Origin of the sequence: Leptolyngbya sp. AN02str, from assembly GCF_050565595.1 — a bacterium.
Lineage (GTDB): Bacteria > Cyanobacteriota > Cyanobacteriia > Elainellales > Elainellaceae > Kaiparowitsia.
In genome coordinates, this window is the sequence record NZ_JBNXVR010000024.1 from 12,484 (window position 1) to 29,350 (window position 16,867).

Annotated in this window: 17 protein-coding genes; 11 read left to right on the top strand and 6 right to left on the bottom strand. The window is 52.8% G+C overall.

Annotation, left to right across the window (positions count from 1 at the left end; genetic code table 11):
• Positions 1 to 79: 79 nt before the first annotated feature.
• A complete protein-coding gene (locus ACQ4M4_RS17620; protein ID WP_430685757.1) occupies positions 80 to 991 on the bottom strand; it encodes a CoB--CoM heterodisulfide reductase iron-sulfur subunit B family protein in 912 nt (303 codons plus the stop codon).
• A 369-nt stretch (positions 992 to 1,360) separates the two neighbouring features.
• Between ACQ4M4_RS17620 and ACQ4M4_RS17625 the strand changes: the two genes are divergently transcribed.
• The 4 genes from ACQ4M4_RS17625 to ACQ4M4_RS17640 all read left to right on the top strand — a co-directional run bounded on the left by ACQ4M4_RS17625 (position 1,361) and on the right by ACQ4M4_RS17640 (position 4,426).
• Entirely contained in the window at positions 1,361 to 2,410 is a 1,050-nt protein-coding gene (locus ACQ4M4_RS17625) for a calcium-binding protein (protein ID WP_430685758.1), read from the top strand.
• 7 nt (positions 2,411 to 2,417) lie between these two features.
• The gene (locus tag ACQ4M4_RS17630) at positions 2,418 to 2,735 is read left to right on the top strand and encodes a hypothetical protein (protein WP_430685759.1); all 318 of its coding nucleotides are present in this window, start codon (positions 2,418 to 2,420) and stop codon (positions 2,733 to 2,735) included.
• Positions 2,736 to 2,892: 157 nt separating this feature from the next.
• A complete protein-coding gene (gene leuB, locus ACQ4M4_RS17635; RefSeq protein WP_430685760.1) occupies positions 2,893 to 3,978 on the top strand; it encodes a 3-isopropylmalate dehydrogenase in 1,086 nt (361 codons plus the stop codon).
• A gap of 160 nt (positions 3,979 to 4,138) precedes the next feature.
• Entirely contained in the window at positions 4,139 to 4,426 is a 288-nt protein-coding gene (locus tag ACQ4M4_RS17640) for a hypothetical protein (protein ID WP_430685761.1), read from the top strand.
• 160 nt (positions 4,427 to 4,586) lie between these two features.
• Here the strand turns inward: ACQ4M4_RS17640 and ACQ4M4_RS17645 are convergent, their stop codons facing one another.
• Together ACQ4M4_RS17645 and ACQ4M4_RS17650 are read right to left on the bottom strand one after the other, a co-directional pair.
• Positions 4,587 to 4,811 carry a hypothetical protein gene (locus ACQ4M4_RS17645; RefSeq protein ID WP_430685762.1) on the bottom strand — a complete coding sequence of 75 codons (225 nt, stop codon included), beginning with the start codon at positions 4,809 to 4,811 and terminating at the stop codon, positions 4,587 to 4,589.
• Positions 4,812 to 4,937: 126 nt separating this feature from the next.
• Entirely contained in the window at positions 4,938 to 5,732 is a 795-nt protein-coding gene (locus ACQ4M4_RS17650) for a YdcF family protein (RefSeq protein WP_430685763.1), read from the bottom strand.
• A 261-nt stretch (positions 5,733 to 5,993) separates the two neighbouring features.
• On the opposite strand from ACQ4M4_RS17650, the gene ACQ4M4_RS17655 reads away from it, so the two are divergent.
• The 3 genes from ACQ4M4_RS17655 (at position 5,994) to ACQ4M4_RS17665 (ending at position 9,868) form a co-directional block, all read left to right on the top strand.
• A complete protein-coding gene (locus tag ACQ4M4_RS17655) occupies positions 5,994 to 6,707 on the top strand; it encodes an aspartyl/asparaginyl beta-hydroxylase domain-containing protein (RefSeq protein WP_430685764.1) in 714 nt (237 codons plus the stop codon).
• 405 nt (positions 6,708 to 7,112) lie between these two features.
• Positions 7,113 to 8,243, top strand: a complete 1,131-nt coding sequence (locus ACQ4M4_RS17660; protein ID WP_430685765.1) for a Rieske 2Fe-2S domain-containing protein — start codon at positions 7,113 to 7,115, stop codon at positions 8,241 to 8,243.
• A 338-nt stretch (positions 8,244 to 8,581) separates the two neighbouring features.
• Entirely contained in the window at positions 8,582 to 9,868 is a 1,287-nt protein-coding gene (locus tag ACQ4M4_RS17665; RefSeq protein ID WP_430685766.1) for an aminotransferase class I/II-fold pyridoxal phosphate-dependent enzyme, read from the top strand.
• Between the two features lie 164 nt (positions 9,869 to 10,032).
• Here the strand turns inward: ACQ4M4_RS17665 and hisA are convergent, their stop codons facing one another.
• On the bottom strand, positions 10,033 to 10,806 hold the full coding sequence (gene hisA / locus ACQ4M4_RS17670; protein ID WP_430685767.1) for a 1-(5-phosphoribosyl)-5-[(5-phosphoribosylamino)methylideneamino]imidazole-4-carboxamide isomerase: 774 nt from the start codon (positions 10,804 to 10,806) through the stop codon (positions 10,033 to 10,035).
• Positions 10,807 to 11,203: 397 nt separating this feature from the next.
• Here hisA and ACQ4M4_RS17675 point away from each other — a divergent pair, with 397 nt between their 5' ends.
• From ACQ4M4_RS17675 to ACQ4M4_RS17690, 4 genes are all read left to right on the top strand, one after another.
• Positions 11,204 to 11,881 (top strand): hypothetical protein, encoded by a 678-nt coding sequence (locus ACQ4M4_RS17675; protein WP_430685768.1) that lies wholly within the window; start codon positions 11,204 to 11,206, stop codon positions 11,879 to 11,881.
• 147 nt (positions 11,882 to 12,028) lie between these two features.
• Positions 12,029 to 12,259, top strand: coding sequence for a hypothetical protein (locus tag ACQ4M4_RS17680; RefSeq protein ID WP_430685769.1), 231 nt, complete (start codon positions 12,029 to 12,031; stop codon positions 12,257 to 12,259).
• Positions 12,260 to 12,298: 39 nt separating this feature from the next.
• On the top strand, positions 12,299 to 14,764 hold the full coding sequence (locus tag ACQ4M4_RS17685) for a heavy metal translocating P-type ATPase (RefSeq protein ID WP_430685770.1): 2,466 nt from the start codon (positions 12,299 to 12,301) through the stop codon (positions 14,762 to 14,764).
• 232 nt (positions 14,765 to 14,996) lie between these two features.
• The gene (locus ACQ4M4_RS17690; protein ID WP_430685771.1) at positions 14,997 to 15,470 is read left to right on the top strand and encodes an FHA domain-containing protein; all 474 of its coding nucleotides are present in this window, start codon (positions 14,997 to 14,999) and stop codon (positions 15,468 to 15,470) included.
• 372 nt (positions 15,471 to 15,842) lie between these two features.
• Here the strand turns inward: ACQ4M4_RS17690 and yidD are convergent, their stop codons facing one another.
• Both yidD and ACQ4M4_RS17700 read right to left on the bottom strand, forming a co-directional pair.
• Positions 15,843 to 16,115 carry a membrane protein insertion efficiency factor YidD gene (yidD, locus tag ACQ4M4_RS17695; protein ID WP_430685772.1) on the bottom strand — a complete coding sequence of 91 codons (273 nt, stop codon included), beginning with the start codon at positions 16,113 to 16,115 and terminating at the stop codon, positions 15,843 to 15,845.
• A 29-nt stretch (positions 16,116 to 16,144) separates the two neighbouring features.
• The gene (locus ACQ4M4_RS17700; protein ID WP_430685773.1) at positions 16,145 to 16,465 is read right to left on the bottom strand and encodes a hypothetical protein; all 321 of its coding nucleotides are present in this window, start codon (positions 16,463 to 16,465) and stop codon (positions 16,145 to 16,147) included.
• Between the last annotated feature and the right edge of the window lie 402 nt (positions 16,466 to 16,867).

A 16,867-nucleotide genomic window follows, 5' to 3' on the forward strand; every position in this document is an offset into this window, starting at 1 on the left:
CGAATCTTAGAAAAGTCCATTTTGGGTATGCGCATCGCGCATACCCAAAATGGACTTTCTAGCTGATCCAAAACTCACGCTAACGAGTTCCGGCAAGTAAACCCAACTTCTCCAGGACTGGGCGGGTCGATACCACATGCCGATCGAGCCCTAACTCTTTTGGCGATATTCCCAGCGCTAGCGCTACCAACTGGGGCAAATGCAGTACTGGCAGCCCCAGCGATCGCCCAATTACTTGTTCCACCTCTGGCTGGCGTGAATCCAAATTGAGATGACACAGCGGACACGGAGTTACGATGCAATCAGCTCCAGATGCGATCGCCTCCTGAATATGCCCACCCGCCATACGAAATGACGATTCCGTTGCATAGCTCGACAGCGGCCAGCCACAGCACTGCGTCCGCCCCCGATACATCACCGGAGTGGCACCCACTGCTCGAAACACATTCTCCATCGACTGAGGGTTATACGGGTCATCAAACGGCAGTTGATCCTGCACCCGCAGCAAATAGCAGCCGTAGAATGAGGCACACTTGAGCCCGCTCAGCTTTTTCGTCACCTGAGCAGCCAAATTTTCCAGCCCAAAGTCGCCCACCAGCGCCCATAGCAAATGGGTCACCCGGCTCGACCCCTGGTAGGGCGAGCAACCCTCCTGCTTTAGCAATCCATTCACCTGCTCAAGATAGGCCGGATCCGTTTGCTGAGCCGCCTTGAGCCGCTCATCCACATGGCCAATCACGCCCTGGCACGTACTGCAATGGGTGAGCAACGGCAGTTTCAACGACTCCGCCAATGCAATGTTGCGCGCATTGACCGTATCTTCCAATAACTGCGACTCTTCCTTAAACGTGCCCGAACCGCAGCACGACGCTTTCTTCAATTCCAGCAGCTCAATGCCCAACGCCTGCGTCAATGCCTGCGTGGATTGATGCAACTCGCGGCAGGCTCCCTGAGCAACACAGCCTGGGAAGTAGGCATATTTCAACGTCATAAACCGTCAACCGGATCAAGAGTAAATATCCGTTTCTAAGCACTCAATCATGATTTCGCTGAAAAAACGGAGGAGATACAATCTCTCTATCTATCTTCACTAGAATTCGAGCTTTTCGACCATTTATTTTTCATCGCTTAATCTTCTAGAACAAATCTCTTGCAATTGCCCAGGAAGGTTGGCCGATCGCGCCGCGATATCTAGGGTCTGTTAGGGTCTGTTGCATAAAGTTGGTTTTTCCTGTACCAAGCGTAGGAGAAATTTAACTCCTCCAGCCAGCTTGACAGCACGTCCTAGCCTATCCGCCCTCTTCGCACGATGGCCAAGCCTTTTCACCCTCCTGTTTAACCACCTCATGGGGAGCGATGCGTGACCGTTTTAACTGGAACGATTGGAAACGATAGTTTAACTGGCAACGATTTGGCCAACATGATGTTTGGTTTGGCCGGGAATGATACCTTCTGGGGTGGCCTGAGTGGTGACTATATTGATGGTGGCCCTGGCGATGACCTGATTATTGGCGGAGTCGTCAACGAAGATTTTTATGACGACTTTGATTTGTTGCTGGGCGGCAGTGGCAACGACACTATTTACGGTGGCCCTAGTTCGGACTATCTCTACGGCGGGTCAGGCGACGACTCTCTCTACGGTGGTTTTGCGAATGACGAGCTGTATGGAGAAGACGGCAATGATGCGCTATTTGGCGGCGATGGAGACAACATTCTGTACGGGGGTTCTGGCCATGACCTGCTAATTGGTGGCGAGGACAACGACACTCTGTACGGTGGGCTGGGCAACGATACCCTACGCGGCGAAGAAGATCGCGATTCGCTATATGGAGAGGGCGGACATGATCTGGTGGTGGGAGCACTGGGCAGAGATGGCTTGTTTGGCGGGGTGGGCAACGATATGTTGATTGGCGGAACGCTTGACCCAGCCACCGAGGATGAAGATAGAAGCGATGACGATCGCCTGATTGGTGGCACGGGGCATGATTTGCTGTGGGGTGGACGAGGGGAGGATTTGCTCAATGGCGGTCCTGGCTCGGACAGCTATTTGTTTAAACTGGGTAAGCCATTTGATCGATCGCAACTGGAAGTCGACACCATTGTGTTTTTTGATGTAGGGGGTGTGGGGCTTGCCCGTGACCAAATTCGACTGAGCAAGGCAACTTTTACCGCATTGGCGGCAATGCCCAACGGAATGCTACCCTTGGGCAAGTTTGCGATCGCCCCAGATGAGGATTCTGCCCAACTCCGTGCGGCTCCTATTGTGTATGTGCCCAGCAAGGGACGTTTATACTACAACCCCAACGGCACCGCAGCTGGCTTTGCCCAACAAGAAGATGGCGGTGGAGGCTTTGCCCAAATCAATAACCTGCCTGGGCTAACGGCCAACCATGTTTTGATCGTTGCGTGAGATGTCTATGCTGTCGCAAATTTACTACCTACTGCGGACTCGGCAAGATGGCCAATATTTGGTGGCGCGCCCAAGAGTGGGCGATCGCCCACCCTCTCCCCAAGAGGCACCACCTCCCGGATTTGTGCTGTTGTTTCACGACCATGCCGAAGCGCTGAGCTACCTCAACACCCACGGAGCCGATGTGGCCGATCGGTTTGCGGTAGAGTCTGTGACCAGCAACCAGGTGGGGCAGTTACTCAAGCGCTGGGGCTTTGATGGTGTGGGCATTGTTCAAGATCCGTTAATTCCTCGCGTACAGTTTTTGCAGGGCATGGGCGTATAAGCGGACTAGAGTTGTGACTCTTCCACACGGGAATGCGGCTGATGCCCCCGGCACGTTATACAATGCTTGATCGCTGTAGGGTGCCGCGATCGCCTTTGAGCGACACTTTTTGGCTGGCCCTCAGTTTGAAACTCATCCGTTTGATCCCAAATCACCCATGACAAAGCAGTACCGCATCACATTGTTGCCCGGCGATGGCATTGGCCCCGAAATTATGGCGGTGGCCGTGAACGTTTTAGAGGCTGTTGGGCAGCAGTTCGGCCTAACGTTTGAGCTAACCGAGGCGCTCATTGGTGGTGCGGCGATCGATGCAACGGGCGGCCCCCTACCAGACGAAACCTTGGCAACGTGCAAGGCTAGCGATGCCGTATTGCTCGCGGCGATCGGCGGCTACAAGTGGGATAGCCTGCCCAACGACATTCGCCCGGAGCGGGGCTTGCTGGGATTGCGGGCTGGACTGGAGCTGTTTGCGAACCTGCGGCCTGCCCAAATTTTGCCCCAGTTGATTGATGCCTCCAGCCTCAAGCGTGAGGTGGTAGACGGGGTGGATATTATGGTGGTGCGCGAGCTAACGGGTGGCATTTACTTTGGCCAGCCCAAGGGCATTTTTGCAACAGAGTCAGGCGAGAAGCGCGGCGTGAACACCATGGTCTACTCCGAGTCAGAAATTGACCGAATTGGCCGCGTCGCATTTGAAACAGCCCAAAAGCGCAACAAGCGGCTGTGCTCGGTGGATAAGGCCAATGTGCTGGAGGTATCGCAACTGTGGCGCGATCGCATGATTCAGCTCTCGGCAGACTATCCTGATGTGGAGTTAACCCACATGTATGTGGACAACGCGGCGATGCAGCTGGTGCGCAATCCCAAGCAGTTCGACACAATTGTGACAGGTAACCTATTTGGCGATATTTTGTCGGATGCGGCGGCGATGCTGACTGGCAGCATTGGCATGTTGCCATCGGCCAGTTTGGGCGCATCTGGCCCTGGCGTCTTTGAACCTGTTCACGGGTCTGCTCCCGATATTGCCGGACAGGACAAGGCCAATCCCCTGGCTCAGGTGCTCAGTGCGGCCATGATGTTGCGCTATGGCTTAAATGAACCCGAAGCCAGCGATCGCATCGAACAGGCGGTTCTCAAAGTGCTGGATCAGGGCTACCGCACGGGCGATATTTGGTCGGAAGGATGCACGGCTGTGGGTTGCAAGGCCATGGGCGACGCGTTGCTCAAAGCGCTTGCAGCCTAACCCGACCCATGCAGAACTGGCGATCGCCAGCTTGTTCCGCAACATCCGGTAATTAATGCGTTCAGTTCTGCTGTTTTTCGCTATCCTGTAGGGCACAACGGCAAAACATCGCCCAGCGAGTTCCCGCTGTTTCCCCTAGCACGCACATTTGGAGTAGACGGTGTATACGTCACAGCAAACTGCTTACAAACCCCAGGTCGATACCCGTGTCAACGCTCGCCCTGAGCAGATCGATTTTTCCGCTCTGCTAGATCCAGCCTTGCTGCAAGCGGCACGCAACATTTATCGCACCTACTACGAAGTGCATCCCGACTTGGTGCAGCGGCCCATTGGCGTTGCAATCGATCGCTTTACCCATCGAGGTAAGCTCATTTTTGCGGGCAAACCCATCTTGCTGCCACAAGAGTGCTTTGTGCCACTCAGCCAGGTTGAATCAGATCTGTACTAATCGCACGAATCGCAGCGTCTTGAAGGGGCGATCGCCCTCTTCCAAGTTCCCGTAATCATGCGAGGGGAAGGAGATGCGATCGCCGAGTTGTGGTTTTTAGCAAAGGGAATCTGTACACGGTACAGGTTCCCTTTGCTTTGGGTACGAGGTGTAGGCGTGATTAGCGATAAAACCAGCCCAAAATATTGATGTCTTGCTGCATGGCCTGTAGCTCTTGCCGATGCTGTTCGGCAATGCGTTCGTACCAGCGGCAATAGTCGTCTAAAGCTTCGCGATGGTCAACCTCGCGATGAAACTCGTAGGAAATTTGATAGGTGCCAAACACCTCCTCGGCTTCGGGAGGTGGTAGCGGAACAATGTACCGATGAAACAGCCAGTCGCGCATGGGGTTGCAAGGCTAGAAGAGCAATAAGGCGAGATGCGAATCGGCCTGACAGTTTGCCTGCCTAACCAGCAGGCCGGGGAAACCTGTCGTACGCGATCGCATCAATAACAGCCTTTGATGCCCATGTTACAACCATCCCCGGAGACGATAAATTACTAAGCCGATATACTCTTTTAGCGCGCGCGAGGTTTGCTGCATGCGATCGGCATCGGGCAGCAGGTTCAGCAGCACAGCCTCTAGCGAATTGCCGACTTCTTCTAAGTCCTGCTGGGCGACCAAAAAATCGGTTGGAGCTGGAATTGCCTCGATTCCTTGCTTTTGAAAAATCTTGAGCGATCGCGGCATATGCATCGCCGAAGTCACCAACAGCACCCGGTTAATTCCCTGTTGCTCCAAGATTGCTTTTACATTCACCGCATTCTCATAGGTGTTGAGAGACGTTGTGTCTTCCAGAATGACCGATCGCGGAACGCCCAAGGCCATGGCCAACTCCGCCATATCCGACGACTCTGGTGGGCCACCCCCCTTCCAGTAAATGCGTCCGCCACTCATAATTACCAGCGGCGCTTTGCCCTGTTGATACAGGCGCGCCCCATGCAAAATGCGATCGCCCGACTCCATCACATCCACCCATGGGCGCGGCGGAATTTTGGGCTTGGTTGCTCCACCCAGCACCACAATCGCCTCTGCCGTTGGCAAGTTCTCTGGGGGCAAATTCTGCCATTCCAACGATCGCGTGAGCCGAGTTGCGACCCAGCCATTGCCACCCAACAGCAACAGCGCCAGCGCCAGCGCAATACATCCCGCAGTCCACCCCGGTCGCTTCCACCACAAGCTAAGCATGGCCAACACCAGCAGCACACAGGCTAATCCCAGCGGGTAAATGAAGAGGGGAAGAAGCTTAGAGAGGTAGAGGAACATAGGGAGGGAGAAGGGAGTGGGGAATAGGGAGTAAGGGAGGGGCTAGGAGTTAGGGGTAAAGGAGAGAAATAAAGTAGGGTGGGCAGTGCCCACACGTTAGATCTTGGATGAAATGAACAAACTGGTGGATTTAAGCCTTCAATACTTTAGCTTTTCCGGAATTCTCTGGGCCAGAGTGGCATCTGTCACCTCGGCATTACCCAATTCGCGGCCTTTGCCGCTACGCTGGAATGTCTGTGGTGAGTTTGAATGAGGGTGGGCATGAAGGCTTTGCTATTGTCGGTCGCCAAAAAGCTAGAGAGCATGGTACCGGAATATTCCCTGGTGGGCGATTCGGTGTTTTTCTCTACCGAGCAGTTTCCTTGGGCAAAAACGCTGGAAGCCAACTGGAAGGTCATTCGCGAAGAGTTGGATGACGTGATGGAAAACGTGGATGCATTGCCCAACTTTCACGACATTTCGCCACGGCAGCAGCGTATTGCTGGCGACAACCTGTGGAAGACCTATTTCTTCTGGGCATTTGGGTTTAAAGCGCAAAAGAACTGCGATCGCTGTCCCGAAACGGTCAAACTGCTCAAGCAAATTCCTGGTCTCAAGGTTGCGTTTTTTTCGATTTTGGCACCGGGGAAGCATATTCCTGCCCATCGCGGCAAACACAAGGGCCTGATTCGCTACCACTTGGGCCTTAAGGTGCCAGAACCCAAAGAAAAATGCCGCATTCGGGTTGATGACCAATACGCCCATTGGGAAGAAGGCAAAAGCCTGATTTTTGACGACACCTTTGAGCACGAGGTATGGAACGACACAGATGGATATCGCGTCGTGCTATTTCTTGATATTGCTCGACCTCTCAGGTTTCCGCTGTCGTTGGTCAACGGTCTGGTGGCGATCGCCATTTCGCTGTCGCCCGTGGTGCAGGTAGCCCGCCGCAATCAGGCAAATTGGGAAAAGCACTTTGAGGATTTGTTGAAGTAAAGGTATGCTCACCACCATCGCTCATGAGTTTGGGCTTTCCTGCTAAGGAGAAACCCAATCGTTAGATTTCCGGCATTTTATAAACTCTCGTATGCCACAACACACCACTGCTTGCGGTATGGTCAACACAATAGAGACAAAGCAACAAAACTTTGCATTCCTATGATGTTTTCCTCATTCAAGAACAAAAGCAGGATGGGTCAACAAATTGCGATCGCCCCACATCATCTTCTATTGCTGTAGCGAGCACCAGGTCAATTCCGACCCGTATGTTTTGGAAACCCCTTGCTCAGCAAGGATATTCAAATCAATTCCAACACCCATTGCGCATTAAGCGCGATAGCTCGGCAAGTTGGTGATAGCCAACCAGCCATTTGCGAAACGTTACTAGGCAAACAGCACACTATGGAACTGTCAACAGATTTAAAAGGACAAACGGTGCAAAACCGGGTGCGTGAGGTTGGCATCAACCCCAACCACTGGTATCCCGTCTCCTGGGCCAACGATCTCAAACCCGAACAGGTCATTCCCGTTGTGGTATGGCAGCAGGCGATCGCCCTCTACCGCGATAAGCAAGGCCATGTTCACGCCATGGCAAATGCCTGTCCCCACAAAGGAGTTGAACTCCACAAGGGCAAAGTCAAAGATAGCTGCCTCGTGTGCCCCTACCACGGGTGGGAGTTCTCAACCGATGGTAAATGCGCCAGCATTCCCTATTTGCCCGCTGGCCAAAAACTGCCCGCAGCCACTGCCCGCACCTACCCCACCCAAGAGCGCTACGGCATCGTGTGGGTGTTTCCAGGTGACCCAGCCTTAGCCGATAGTCGTCCTCTGCCCAGCGTGCCAGAATACGACGACCCCAGCTGCTTCATCATTCCCATCACCGGGCACTTCCAGGCGCACTTTTCCATCTGCAACGAAAACACCATGGATGTCTTCCACGGCTTCTTGCATGAGAACCTACAGGGATGGTACGACCCCGAGCTACTCAAACTTGAAGACTCAGCCGATCATGTACGGGCGCGCTATCGCGTGTACTACAAAGGGTGGATTACTAAAGTACTCGGTCTTAGCAACGATGGTGGCGTCACGACTCGTATTGTGGATATTCACTACCAATATCCTCATTACCACAGCGCGATGGAAGGTGTCTCGTCTCTGTACCTGATGCGTTTACCCGTTGGCCCTGCAGAAACTCGCTCCTTCTCCATGTTGTTTTTGCGATTGCCGCTGCCCAACTGGCTCATCAATCCAATTCGTGAACCACTCATGCGATTTGTGCGCGAACGGTTCTTCATGAAATTCCTCATGCAGGACGTAGAGATGATGGAAAGTGAGCAACGGAATTACGCGCAAAATTCATCGCGTCGCTATGTAGAAATTAATCCAGCCATCATCGCGCTACAGCGTTTAGTTGTCCGCCAATACGAACAATTTATGCAACAATCATCTCAATCCAAGAGTCATCTAGTGCAGAACGATGAATTGACCACTCCTGTATCTGGCCCGTCTCTTGGATATGCAGTGGACAATTGAAGAGCACGCAATGAAGCTTGGTGGACAATTTCACACCCCAGGCAGAAGTGGAACAGCACCACTAGATGATCCGGGTCATTCTCTGGCACATTTAGGCAGACGCTCTTGCACCACAGCCTGTAATCTTGAAGCAATTCATTCAATGTCACAATTGAACTTATGATGCCTCTTCTTAAAATCTGATTGACGATCTGCACAGGTGGCAAATGGCCTTATTTTAGGCATGTGCCAAAGCCGAATCGGGCAGATTGTCGGGCTAGAACGGCATTTCCTGGGATGATTGTCGATTAGCCAGAGGTGGAAAGGTAGTTGATAACTTATGGTGAGGGGAGTTTACTGTGCAAGTCGTTAAAGAATACGTTCAGCGCTGGTATGAGAGCGGGCTCGACCCCGACGAGTACATCTGTCATAGCAAAGATGGAAACCGCGTTGAAGTGGAAGAGGCAGAAACAGGGAAGCGTCATCAACTGCTAACCTTTTGCACAAATGATGTTCTTGGTCTAGTGCAAAATCCTGCGGTAAAACAGGCGGCGATCGACTCGATTATTCAATTCGGGACATCGAACAGCTCTACTTCAGTGCTGAGTGGCCGGATTGATCTGCACCGCCAGCTTGAGGAAGAGGTGTCGAAGTTTAAGCATCTTCCCCATACTCAGCTCTTTTTGAACGCGTGGATGGCAATGCAGGCATTAATGGATGCCTTCTGCCATTTGGCGATTCCAGTTCCTGGATTTCAACATAATCGCGAAACGTTGATTCTGACGGATGTGTTGAACCATGGCTGTATTGTGTCGGCGCTTGCCCATGCGGGTACTCGCTCTGGCAAAATGTTTGGCTACAGCCCTCGGGTGCGGGTGCGGGCCTATCGCCACTGCGACATGGAAGATATGGCACGCAAGCTAAAGCGCTATGCCAAGCCTGAGGATCGCATCATGGTGGTGTCCGATGCGGTGTTTTCCATGGATGGGGACATTGCACCTCTGCCTGAGATGATTGATATTTTGTCCAAATACCCCGACAGCGTGCTGGTGATGGACGAAGCCCACGCCACAGGTGCGTTGGGAGCGACGGGACGTGGCATTTATGAGCATTTTGGGATTACTCCTCAGTACGCGCTTGATCGGGGTGTGATTCCGCTAATCATGTCTACCTTCTCCAAGTTTGGGGCCTCGGTCGGTGCAGCCATTAGCAGCCCTGTTGCGGAACTCAAGCCTTTGTTGAATGTGTCACCCACGTCGATTGGAACTTGTTCGCTGGCTCCCCCGTTGACGGCAGCGGCGCTGGAGTCGCTGCGTCAAGTGCAGGCTCATCCTGAATTGGTGGAGCGTTTGCAGGCGAATACTCGATACTTGCGCGATCGCTTGGCCGAAAGCGACTTCATGCCCATTGGGGAAACCAACGTGGTGCCCGTGGTGCTGCCCGCTGAGATGAATCCTAAGTTGTTTGCTCGTATCCTAATGCACGATTACGGCCTGTGGGTATCGCCCATTTGGTTCATCGCTAAGCCTCGTTTGCGGATTACGGTGAATGCCCTGCACACTCGTGAAGAGATGGATCGCTTGGTGGATGGCATGGTTGCTGCACGCGATATGAATTTTAAGCCTGCAACAACGATCAGCGCTTAGTAGCTGAACACCGCATCAAGTCAACGAACATTTAGTCAACAAAAGGGGAGAATGATGCGATCGCATCATTCTCCCCTTTTCGTTCTTGCCCTAGCGCAATCGCCCAGGTAATTCACAAAGCCTGTCATTCCCCATCCGTGCATCAAAAGCAGAACGGGTGTTGATCAAGCCAAGGTAGACGAACCAAAGTCAGGAGGAATATCTTGCCAGCGTCCCTGTCCAACGGCGCGAATTGCTTCCTTGAGCGATAAGTCGCCTGTGTATAGGGCTTTTCCTACAATTGCCCCAGTCACCCCTGTAGGTTCTAACACCAGCAGGTTGAGCAAATCGCGAGTCGAGCTCACGCCACCGGAAGCAATAACCGGAACCGAAATCGCCTCGGCTAATTCTCGCAGCGCTTGCTGGTTTGGGCCTTGCAAGGTTCCGTCTCGCTGAATATCGGTGTAAATAATTGCCGCTACGCCCAATTGCTCCATTTGCTGAGCCAAGGCGATCGCCTCTACCTCCGAGGTTTCCAACCAGCCCCGCGTCGCTACTTTGCCATTACGCGCGTCAATGCCCACAATGATTTGCCCCGGAAACTCCTGACACAACTCTGCCACCAACTCCGGATTTTCCACCGCGACTGTCCCTAAAATCGCCCAGCGGATACCTAAACTCAGCACGTCGGCGACACTTTGGCGATCGCGCAATCCGCCGCCCAGTTCTACGGGAACTCCGACCGTTTGCACAATTGCCTCAATCACTGCCTGATTGACAGGTCGCCCAGCCTTTGCGCCATCCAAATCAACCAAGTGCAGCCGTGTTGCCCCCTGCTCGACAAACTGCTGCGCTACCGCCACTGGATTTTCATCAAAAACCTGGGATTGATCATAGTCCCCCTGGTACAGGCGCACACAGCGCCCACCCAGCAAGTCAATAGCAGGAATTACATCCATCGTTTAACAACCTCAATCCTTTCGCGTGAATATGTGCAGGCTAGAGCGATCGCCAGAATCTCGATTCTAAAGCGAATTGGTCGCCCAACAACATCCAACATCCATTAGACACAGGACTTACGCATTGGTGCTGTGGGTTGGGTGCGACGCACCCAACCCACAGCATAAACACACCAGATTTAGTGGACTTGCGTAAGTCCATAGACATCTAGATGCAGATCGAGCCTTGTTGCGAAACCAAGAGCCAGCGAACCTCTAACATTCAGGCTCCTCCCCAAAGCACATCAATGCTAATCATCAAGAAAGTTGAGAGATCATTACTTTTTTATCCAGTCAGGAAAAGCTGAAGTAAAATGCAGGCACCCAAGTAGCATTTGTAACATTTAGGAGTGAAGCAATGTACTCCGGCTCCAGAAATATTGAAGATTTAATTGCGAGCGGTTACACCGTTGATATTGGTAAGTATCTCCGTCGGGGATGGGAAATTCTCAAGCAAAATCTTGGAATTTACATTGGAATTACGCTATTACTGTTTGTATTTTTTGCAGCGCTTAACCTGCTACCCGAACGCTTGCGTGGCCTTAGCAGCCTAGCCAGTATCGTCATCACCGGCCCCATTTATGGCGGTCTTTATCTTGTTGCGTTTAAGACGATTAAGCAACGAGCTTCTAGCTTTAGTGACTTCTTTCGAGGGTTTAATAATTTTCTCCCCCTATTCTTGGTCAATTTGTTGACTGGAATTTTGATCGGAATTGGATTTGCATTGCTGATCATTCCAGGTCTTTACTTGGCGGTTTCATATCTGTTTGCAATTCCATTTGTGGTCGATCGCCGATTTGATTTTTGGGAGGCTATGGAAACCAGTCGCAAACTCATTAGTAAGCGCTGGTTTGGCTTTTTTGGCTTTTTGATCGTTTTGTTCCTCATTAACATGGTTGGTGCCCTATTGGTAGGCATAGGAATGTTGGTAACAGCACCCCTAACAACCTGTGCGATCGCCGCTGCCTACGAAGATATTGTGGGTTTGTCGTCGAATGGGATGGCCGACGAAGCTGTGAGCGATTCGATGGTTTAGCCTTCTGATTCGATGGCTAATTCATGAAGCGAACAAATTGCCGAAATTGAAATGAAGAACGTTAGAATGCGCCATCGGTTCATCGAAACCGATGGTTTTTTTGTGCGATCGCCCGTCTAAACTGGAAACCAGTTGTGTGGGAGAGCCATGAAAGTGAAGCGTGCTTATGTAGTTGTGGCGATCGCGCTGGTGAGTGCGGTGTATGCTGGCTCATTTTCTAGCCTGGACTCACACTTTGTGCTCAAAAGTTTGCTGGTGCTGCTGCCCGTACAAGTAGGAGCCAGCGCCTATCTGGTCTACCTTTATTGGGCGGGTCGCCTACCCGGAACATCCCGCTTTTTGCAGAAACGAGCCGAAGAACGCGAAATCGGGCGATAGACTTGTCACAATGAAAGATGACATCCTTGTGCGCCGCCTATGCAGCTCAGTTCCCAAGCTCTTGATTCTGCTTCTAATGCCCAGCCGACTGATGAGTCTGCTGCCCTATCCACAACCGCAACCTTTGATGTTGGTGGCATGAAGTGTGCCGGATGTGTGAGGGCTGTTGAAAGCCAACTCTTGAAACAACCGGGGGTTGCCACTGCAACGGTCAACCTGGTAACGGAAGCGGCTTTGGTGGAGTACGATGCTGCGATCGCCAACCCTCAAACCTTGGCCGAGGCGTTGACCGAGGTTGGGTTTCCCTCTCAACTACGATGGGTTGCGGGGCAAGAAGCTGATACCGAAACGCGGCGAATTGACCTCGCTGAGCGACAGCAGCAAGAAGCAAAAGAACGACGCAAACAGTTGGCGATCGCCCTTACGCTCCTCATTTTTTCGGCGATCGGCCACCTCAGCTACTTTGGGGTGAACTTGCCAGGGCTGAGCAACATTTGGGTACACGGCGTGCTGGCGACTCTCACCCTGCTGTTTCCTGGCCGCAACATCCTTGTGGACGGATGGCGTGGCCTACTCCGTGGCATGCCCAACATGAATACACTGGTGAGCTTGGGCACGCTCACCGCGTATCTAACCAGTGTGGTGGCGCTTGCGCTGCCCAGCCTGGGATGGGAGTGCTTTTTTGATGAGCCCGTCATGCTGATGAGCTTTATTTTGCTGGGGCGCACCTTAGAGCAGCAGGCGCGGAGCAAGGCCGTATCGTCACTGCAATCGTTGGTTGCGCTACAGCCCACCCTGGCCAGGCTGATTGCGGTTCCCTCGGCAGAACAGGCTGGGGTGGAAATTCCGGTCAGCCGGGTGCGCGTGGGCGAGTGGTTGCGCGTGCTGCCGGGCGAAAAAATTCCGGTTGATGGCGAAGTGGTGGACGGTCAAACCACTGTAGACGAGGCAATGCTCACAGGCGAGTCGGCTCCGGTACTCAAGCAACCGGGCGATCGCGTGTCAGCAGGAACACTAAACCAAACAGGGGCAATCGCCCTCAAGGCCACGCGCACCGGAGCCGATACCACGCTGGCTCACATCATCTCCTTAGTCGAAACGGCGCAAACTCGCAAAGCCCCGATTCAGCGCTTGGCCGATGTGGTGGCAGGCTACTTTACGTATGGAGTCATGGCGATCGCCAGCTTCACCTTTTTGTTTTGGTACTTTGTGGGCATTCCCCTGTGGCACGATGCGATCGCCAGCCACGGCATTTTGGCAATGGGTCACGCCCATGGCATGATGCAACCTGGCATCGTGCAACCTGGCATGGAGGCCATGACCTCTGCACTGCCCATGTCGGACATTTCCCCTGCGTTGCCGCACCCCTTTGTGCTGTCGCTCAAGCTGGCGATCGCCACTTTGGTGATTGCGTGTCCTTGTGCGCTGGGCTTAGCCACCCCGACTGCGCTGCTGGTGGGCTCTAGCCTAGGAGCCGAGCATGGCCTCCTCATTCGGGGTGGCGATGTTTTGGAAACCGTGCACCAGCTTCACACCGTTGTTTTCGATAAAACAGGCACCCTCACGGCGGGGCATCCCACCATTACAGATGTGGTTCCCTTGCAGCCAGCGTTTACAACAGACACCCTATTGCAACTGGCCGCCAGTGTTGAGAGTGGCACCCAGCATCCCCTAGCTGTCGCCATTCAAGAAGCGGCCCAACAGCGATCGCTTCCCCTGCTGTCTACCCAGCAGTTTCATACCGAAGCTGGCTTTGGCGTTTCGGCCGAGGTTGACGGTCAACCGATCGCGCTGGGAACGGCAGATTGGATGGAGCAGCAGCAGGTCGCAATGTCAGCCGATGCGCAAAACCAGGCAAATACGATCGCCGCTCACGGAAAAACAGTTGTGTTTATGGCGGCAAACTCCCAATTAGTGGGCATATTAGCCGCGATGGATGTGCTGCGCTCTGATGCCATCGCAACTGTGCAAGCCTTGGAAGCGATGGGGCTACAGGTGCGTTTACTGTCGGGCGATCGCCCCGAAACCGTCACCGCCATAGCCAATACCTTAGGGCTTGCCGCAGACCGATTCCAGGCAGGTATGAGTCCGGCTGGTAAAGTTGAGGCCATTGCCCAACTGCAAAATCAGGGCTATCGAGTTGCCATGGTCGGTGATGGGATCAACGATGCCCCCGCCCTGGCTCAAGCTGATGTCAGCTTGGCCCTACACTCCGGCACCGATGCCGCCATGGAAGCCTCCGATATTGTGCTGATGGGCGATCGCCTCAACGATGTAGTCAACGCGATTCAGCTCAGTCGTGCCACCTTCAACAAAATTCGCCAAAACCTGCTTTGGGCCATGTCCTACAACATCTTGGGCATTCCGATTGCCGCAGGGCTGCTACTGCCCAGCCTTGGAATCATCCTCAACCCATCGGTCGCAGGGGGCCTCATGGCCATGAGTTCAGTGAGTGTCGTAACAAATTCGCTGCTGCTGCGCAAAATCCGGCTAAGTGGGGAATAGTAAACGAGGATGCTTTCCAGTTGATACACCCACAGCGTGCGATCAATTAGAGAAAATCCATCGTGCGACTGATGCTATCGTTCTAGAGTTTTTTGCGAATCATTCGACAAGATCAGCTAGAATTCGTTAGGTTATTCAGGCCATGCACTAAGTTTGATGAAACTCTGCTTACGCGAGTGCATCAGTTTGTCGAAGTCCTCATTCACATTTGTAACGCGCGGTTGATTGCCGAATGACGGAATCTCGTCACCACCACCTACTCATTGTTGAAGACAACAAAGGACGTCGAGAGTACACCCTCGACAGTCCTGTCTATTCGATTGGTAGAGACCCCAAGTGCGATATTCGTCTGGTGTCTCAGTTTGTGTCTCGTCGACATGCCACCTTGGTGCAGTTGCCCAATGAAGATGGCAGCTATTACTACCGCATCGTAGATGGCAACCTAAAAGGGAAGCCCAGCGCCAATGGATTGCTGATTAATGGGCGCAAACTTCAGGCTCACGATCTGCAAGATCAAGACAAGGTTGTGTTTGGGCCTCAGGTTTGGGCCGTTTACTATCTGCTCAAGCGGGATGCCATTCAAACGGTTCCACCCGACGAGTTTGACATTACCCTCATCAGCCCCAACATGGTGGGTGACCCAGAAGATGAGGACGATCGCGACAATCCACGTCCTACCAAGTTTGTCGCTGAAGATAGTAACTAACGTGAATTCTGGACAAGCTAGAAAGCCCAGTTTTGTGCGCAAGGCACACAAAACTGGGCTTTTTCCAACGGTCACGCGTTGCGTGACCGTTGGAAAAAGCCCTTAACCCGAACTGACGTTAGCTAGCATTCGAAAGGGCTCTCCACAATGGAGATGAACTGGGGAGATAAACTGAGCGTCTAAAATCGACTTTTTGGAAGAAAAATCTGGCTCTTGATTTGTCTGCCCTGCGGGTAGATGAAATCAGGGGCTTGTTTTTGGTTGGTGCTTTCAGAGCAACCATGCAAGCCTTATTAGGCTGAAGCAATCGTGGGCTGTTGAAGATGGGTGCAAGACTATGATTCTTCCGAGCATTACCAATGGCATGGTGAATTAGGGCTCATCGGAAGGATGATCGGGATCGGTTGGGTTGGTGCAGGGGTGAACATGCAGTTTTTCGGGGACTGGGTCGTATCCACCGGGATGCAGAGGATGACACCGCGCAATACGACGCATGGCGAGCCAGGTTCCTTTTATGCTGCCAAAACGGGCGATCGCCTCGATGGCGTATTGCGAGCAGGTTGGCTGAAATCGACACACAGGAGGAAACAGGGGCGAAATCAGCACACGATAGCTGCGAATGAGCCCAATCAAAACCACTTTCATGGATTGTGATCACAACGAAGAGGGTAGAACTAAGGAGTGCGGGACAATCTGACCAAACTCCCCAACGGTTCATAATCGGGACAATCGATCGCCTCTTCAGACAAAGCCATGTCGGGATGAACCGTACACTTTAAATGATAGTCGCCTGTGAAAAAGCGACATTCGGAACAGGGCACGCGATGCATTTGCTGAGCCCTTTGCACTCCATCACGAATAGAGGCCCACAGGTTCCATGCGGTGATGCCAACAATGCCCCACGCTGCCACAAAGCAGATAGGCACAAGCAGGGGTTGTATGCCATGGATGAGCCAACGCAGCCCACCAAAAAAGAGTTCAAAAAAAGTATCCATTGCCACTGGAGATGAAGGGTAGAAGGCATAGATATGCTAATCAAACCAGAGCTAGGAGCGGAACCCTCGCAGTGCGTAGGTTGCCCACAGCATGGGTCTAGCAAATTGGCGATCGCTCAGGCTCGTTCCCGAAAGTGGTTGCGACATGCATTGGCAAAACAGGTTGGCGAAACGGGTTGAAGCTCAAGCCTAGACCCGTTCGATCGCGCTTCTCCTCATTAGACCAACCTTGCCGCAAAAGTGGCAAAAAATGTTGCATTTTGTTGAACTCGACCGGGTGAATCTGCGAAGGACGGGCACTGTGCAGCACAGCCAGAGCCTGTGGCAGAAACGTGGATTTTTCCCTCAAGGATTCAAAAGGATTCAATCTGTTGGAGGAAGTGCGATCGCGTACTCACCCCG

Bases quoted from the DNA above. Each gene is read 5' to 3' on its own strand.
- ACQ4M4_RS17645 (WP_430685762.1), bottom strand. From the start codon at position 4,811: ATGCGCGACTGGCTGTTTCATCGGTACATTGTTCCGCTACCACCTCCC.
- ACQ4M4_RS17680 (WP_430685769.1), top strand. From the start codon at position 12,029: ATGAAAGTGAAGCGTGCTTATGTAGTTGTGGCGATCGCGCTGGTGAGT.
- leuB (WP_430685760.1), top strand. From the start codon at position 2,893: ATGACAAAGCAGTACCGCATCACATTGTTGCCCGGCGATGGCATTGGC.
- ACQ4M4_RS17675 (WP_430685768.1), top strand. From the start codon at position 11,204: ATGTACTCCGGCTCCAGAAATATTGAAGATTTAATTGCGAGCGGTTAC.
- ACQ4M4_RS17655 (WP_430685764.1), top strand. From the start codon at position 5,994: ATGAAGGCTTTGCTATTGTCGGTCGCCAAAAAGCTAGAGAGCATGGTA.
- ACQ4M4_RS17685 (WP_430685770.1), top strand. From the start codon at position 12,299: ATGCAGCTCAGTTCCCAAGCTCTTGATTCTGCTTCTAATGCCCAGCCG.
- ACQ4M4_RS17630 (WP_430685759.1), top strand. From the start codon at position 2,418: ATGCTGTCGCAAATTTACTACCTACTGCGGACTCGGCAAGATGGCCAA.
- ACQ4M4_RS17700 (WP_430685773.1), bottom strand. From the start codon at position 16,465: ATGGATACTTTTTTTGAACTCTTTTTTGGTGGGCTGCGTTGGCTCATC.
- ACQ4M4_RS17620 (WP_430685757.1), bottom strand. From the start codon at position 991: ATGACGTTGAAATATGCCTACTTCCCAGGCTGTGTTGCTCAGGGAGCC.
- ACQ4M4_RS17650 (WP_430685763.1), bottom strand. From the start codon at position 5,732: ATGTTCCTCTACCTCTCTAAGCTTCTTCCCCTCTTCATTTACCCGCTG.
- ACQ4M4_RS17660 (WP_430685765.1), top strand. From the start codon at position 7,113: ATGGAACTGTCAACAGATTTAAAAGGACAAACGGTGCAAAACCGGGTG.
- hisA (WP_430685767.1), bottom strand. From the start codon at position 10,806: ATGGATGTAATTCCTGCTATTGACTTGCTGGGTGGGCGCTGTGTGCGC.
- ACQ4M4_RS17690 (WP_430685771.1), top strand. From the start codon at position 14,997: ATGACGGAATCTCGTCACCACCACCTACTCATTGTTGAAGACAACAAA.
- yidD (WP_430685772.1), bottom strand. From the start codon at position 16,115: ATGAAAGTGGTTTTGATTGGGCTCATTCGCAGCTATCGTGTGCTGATT.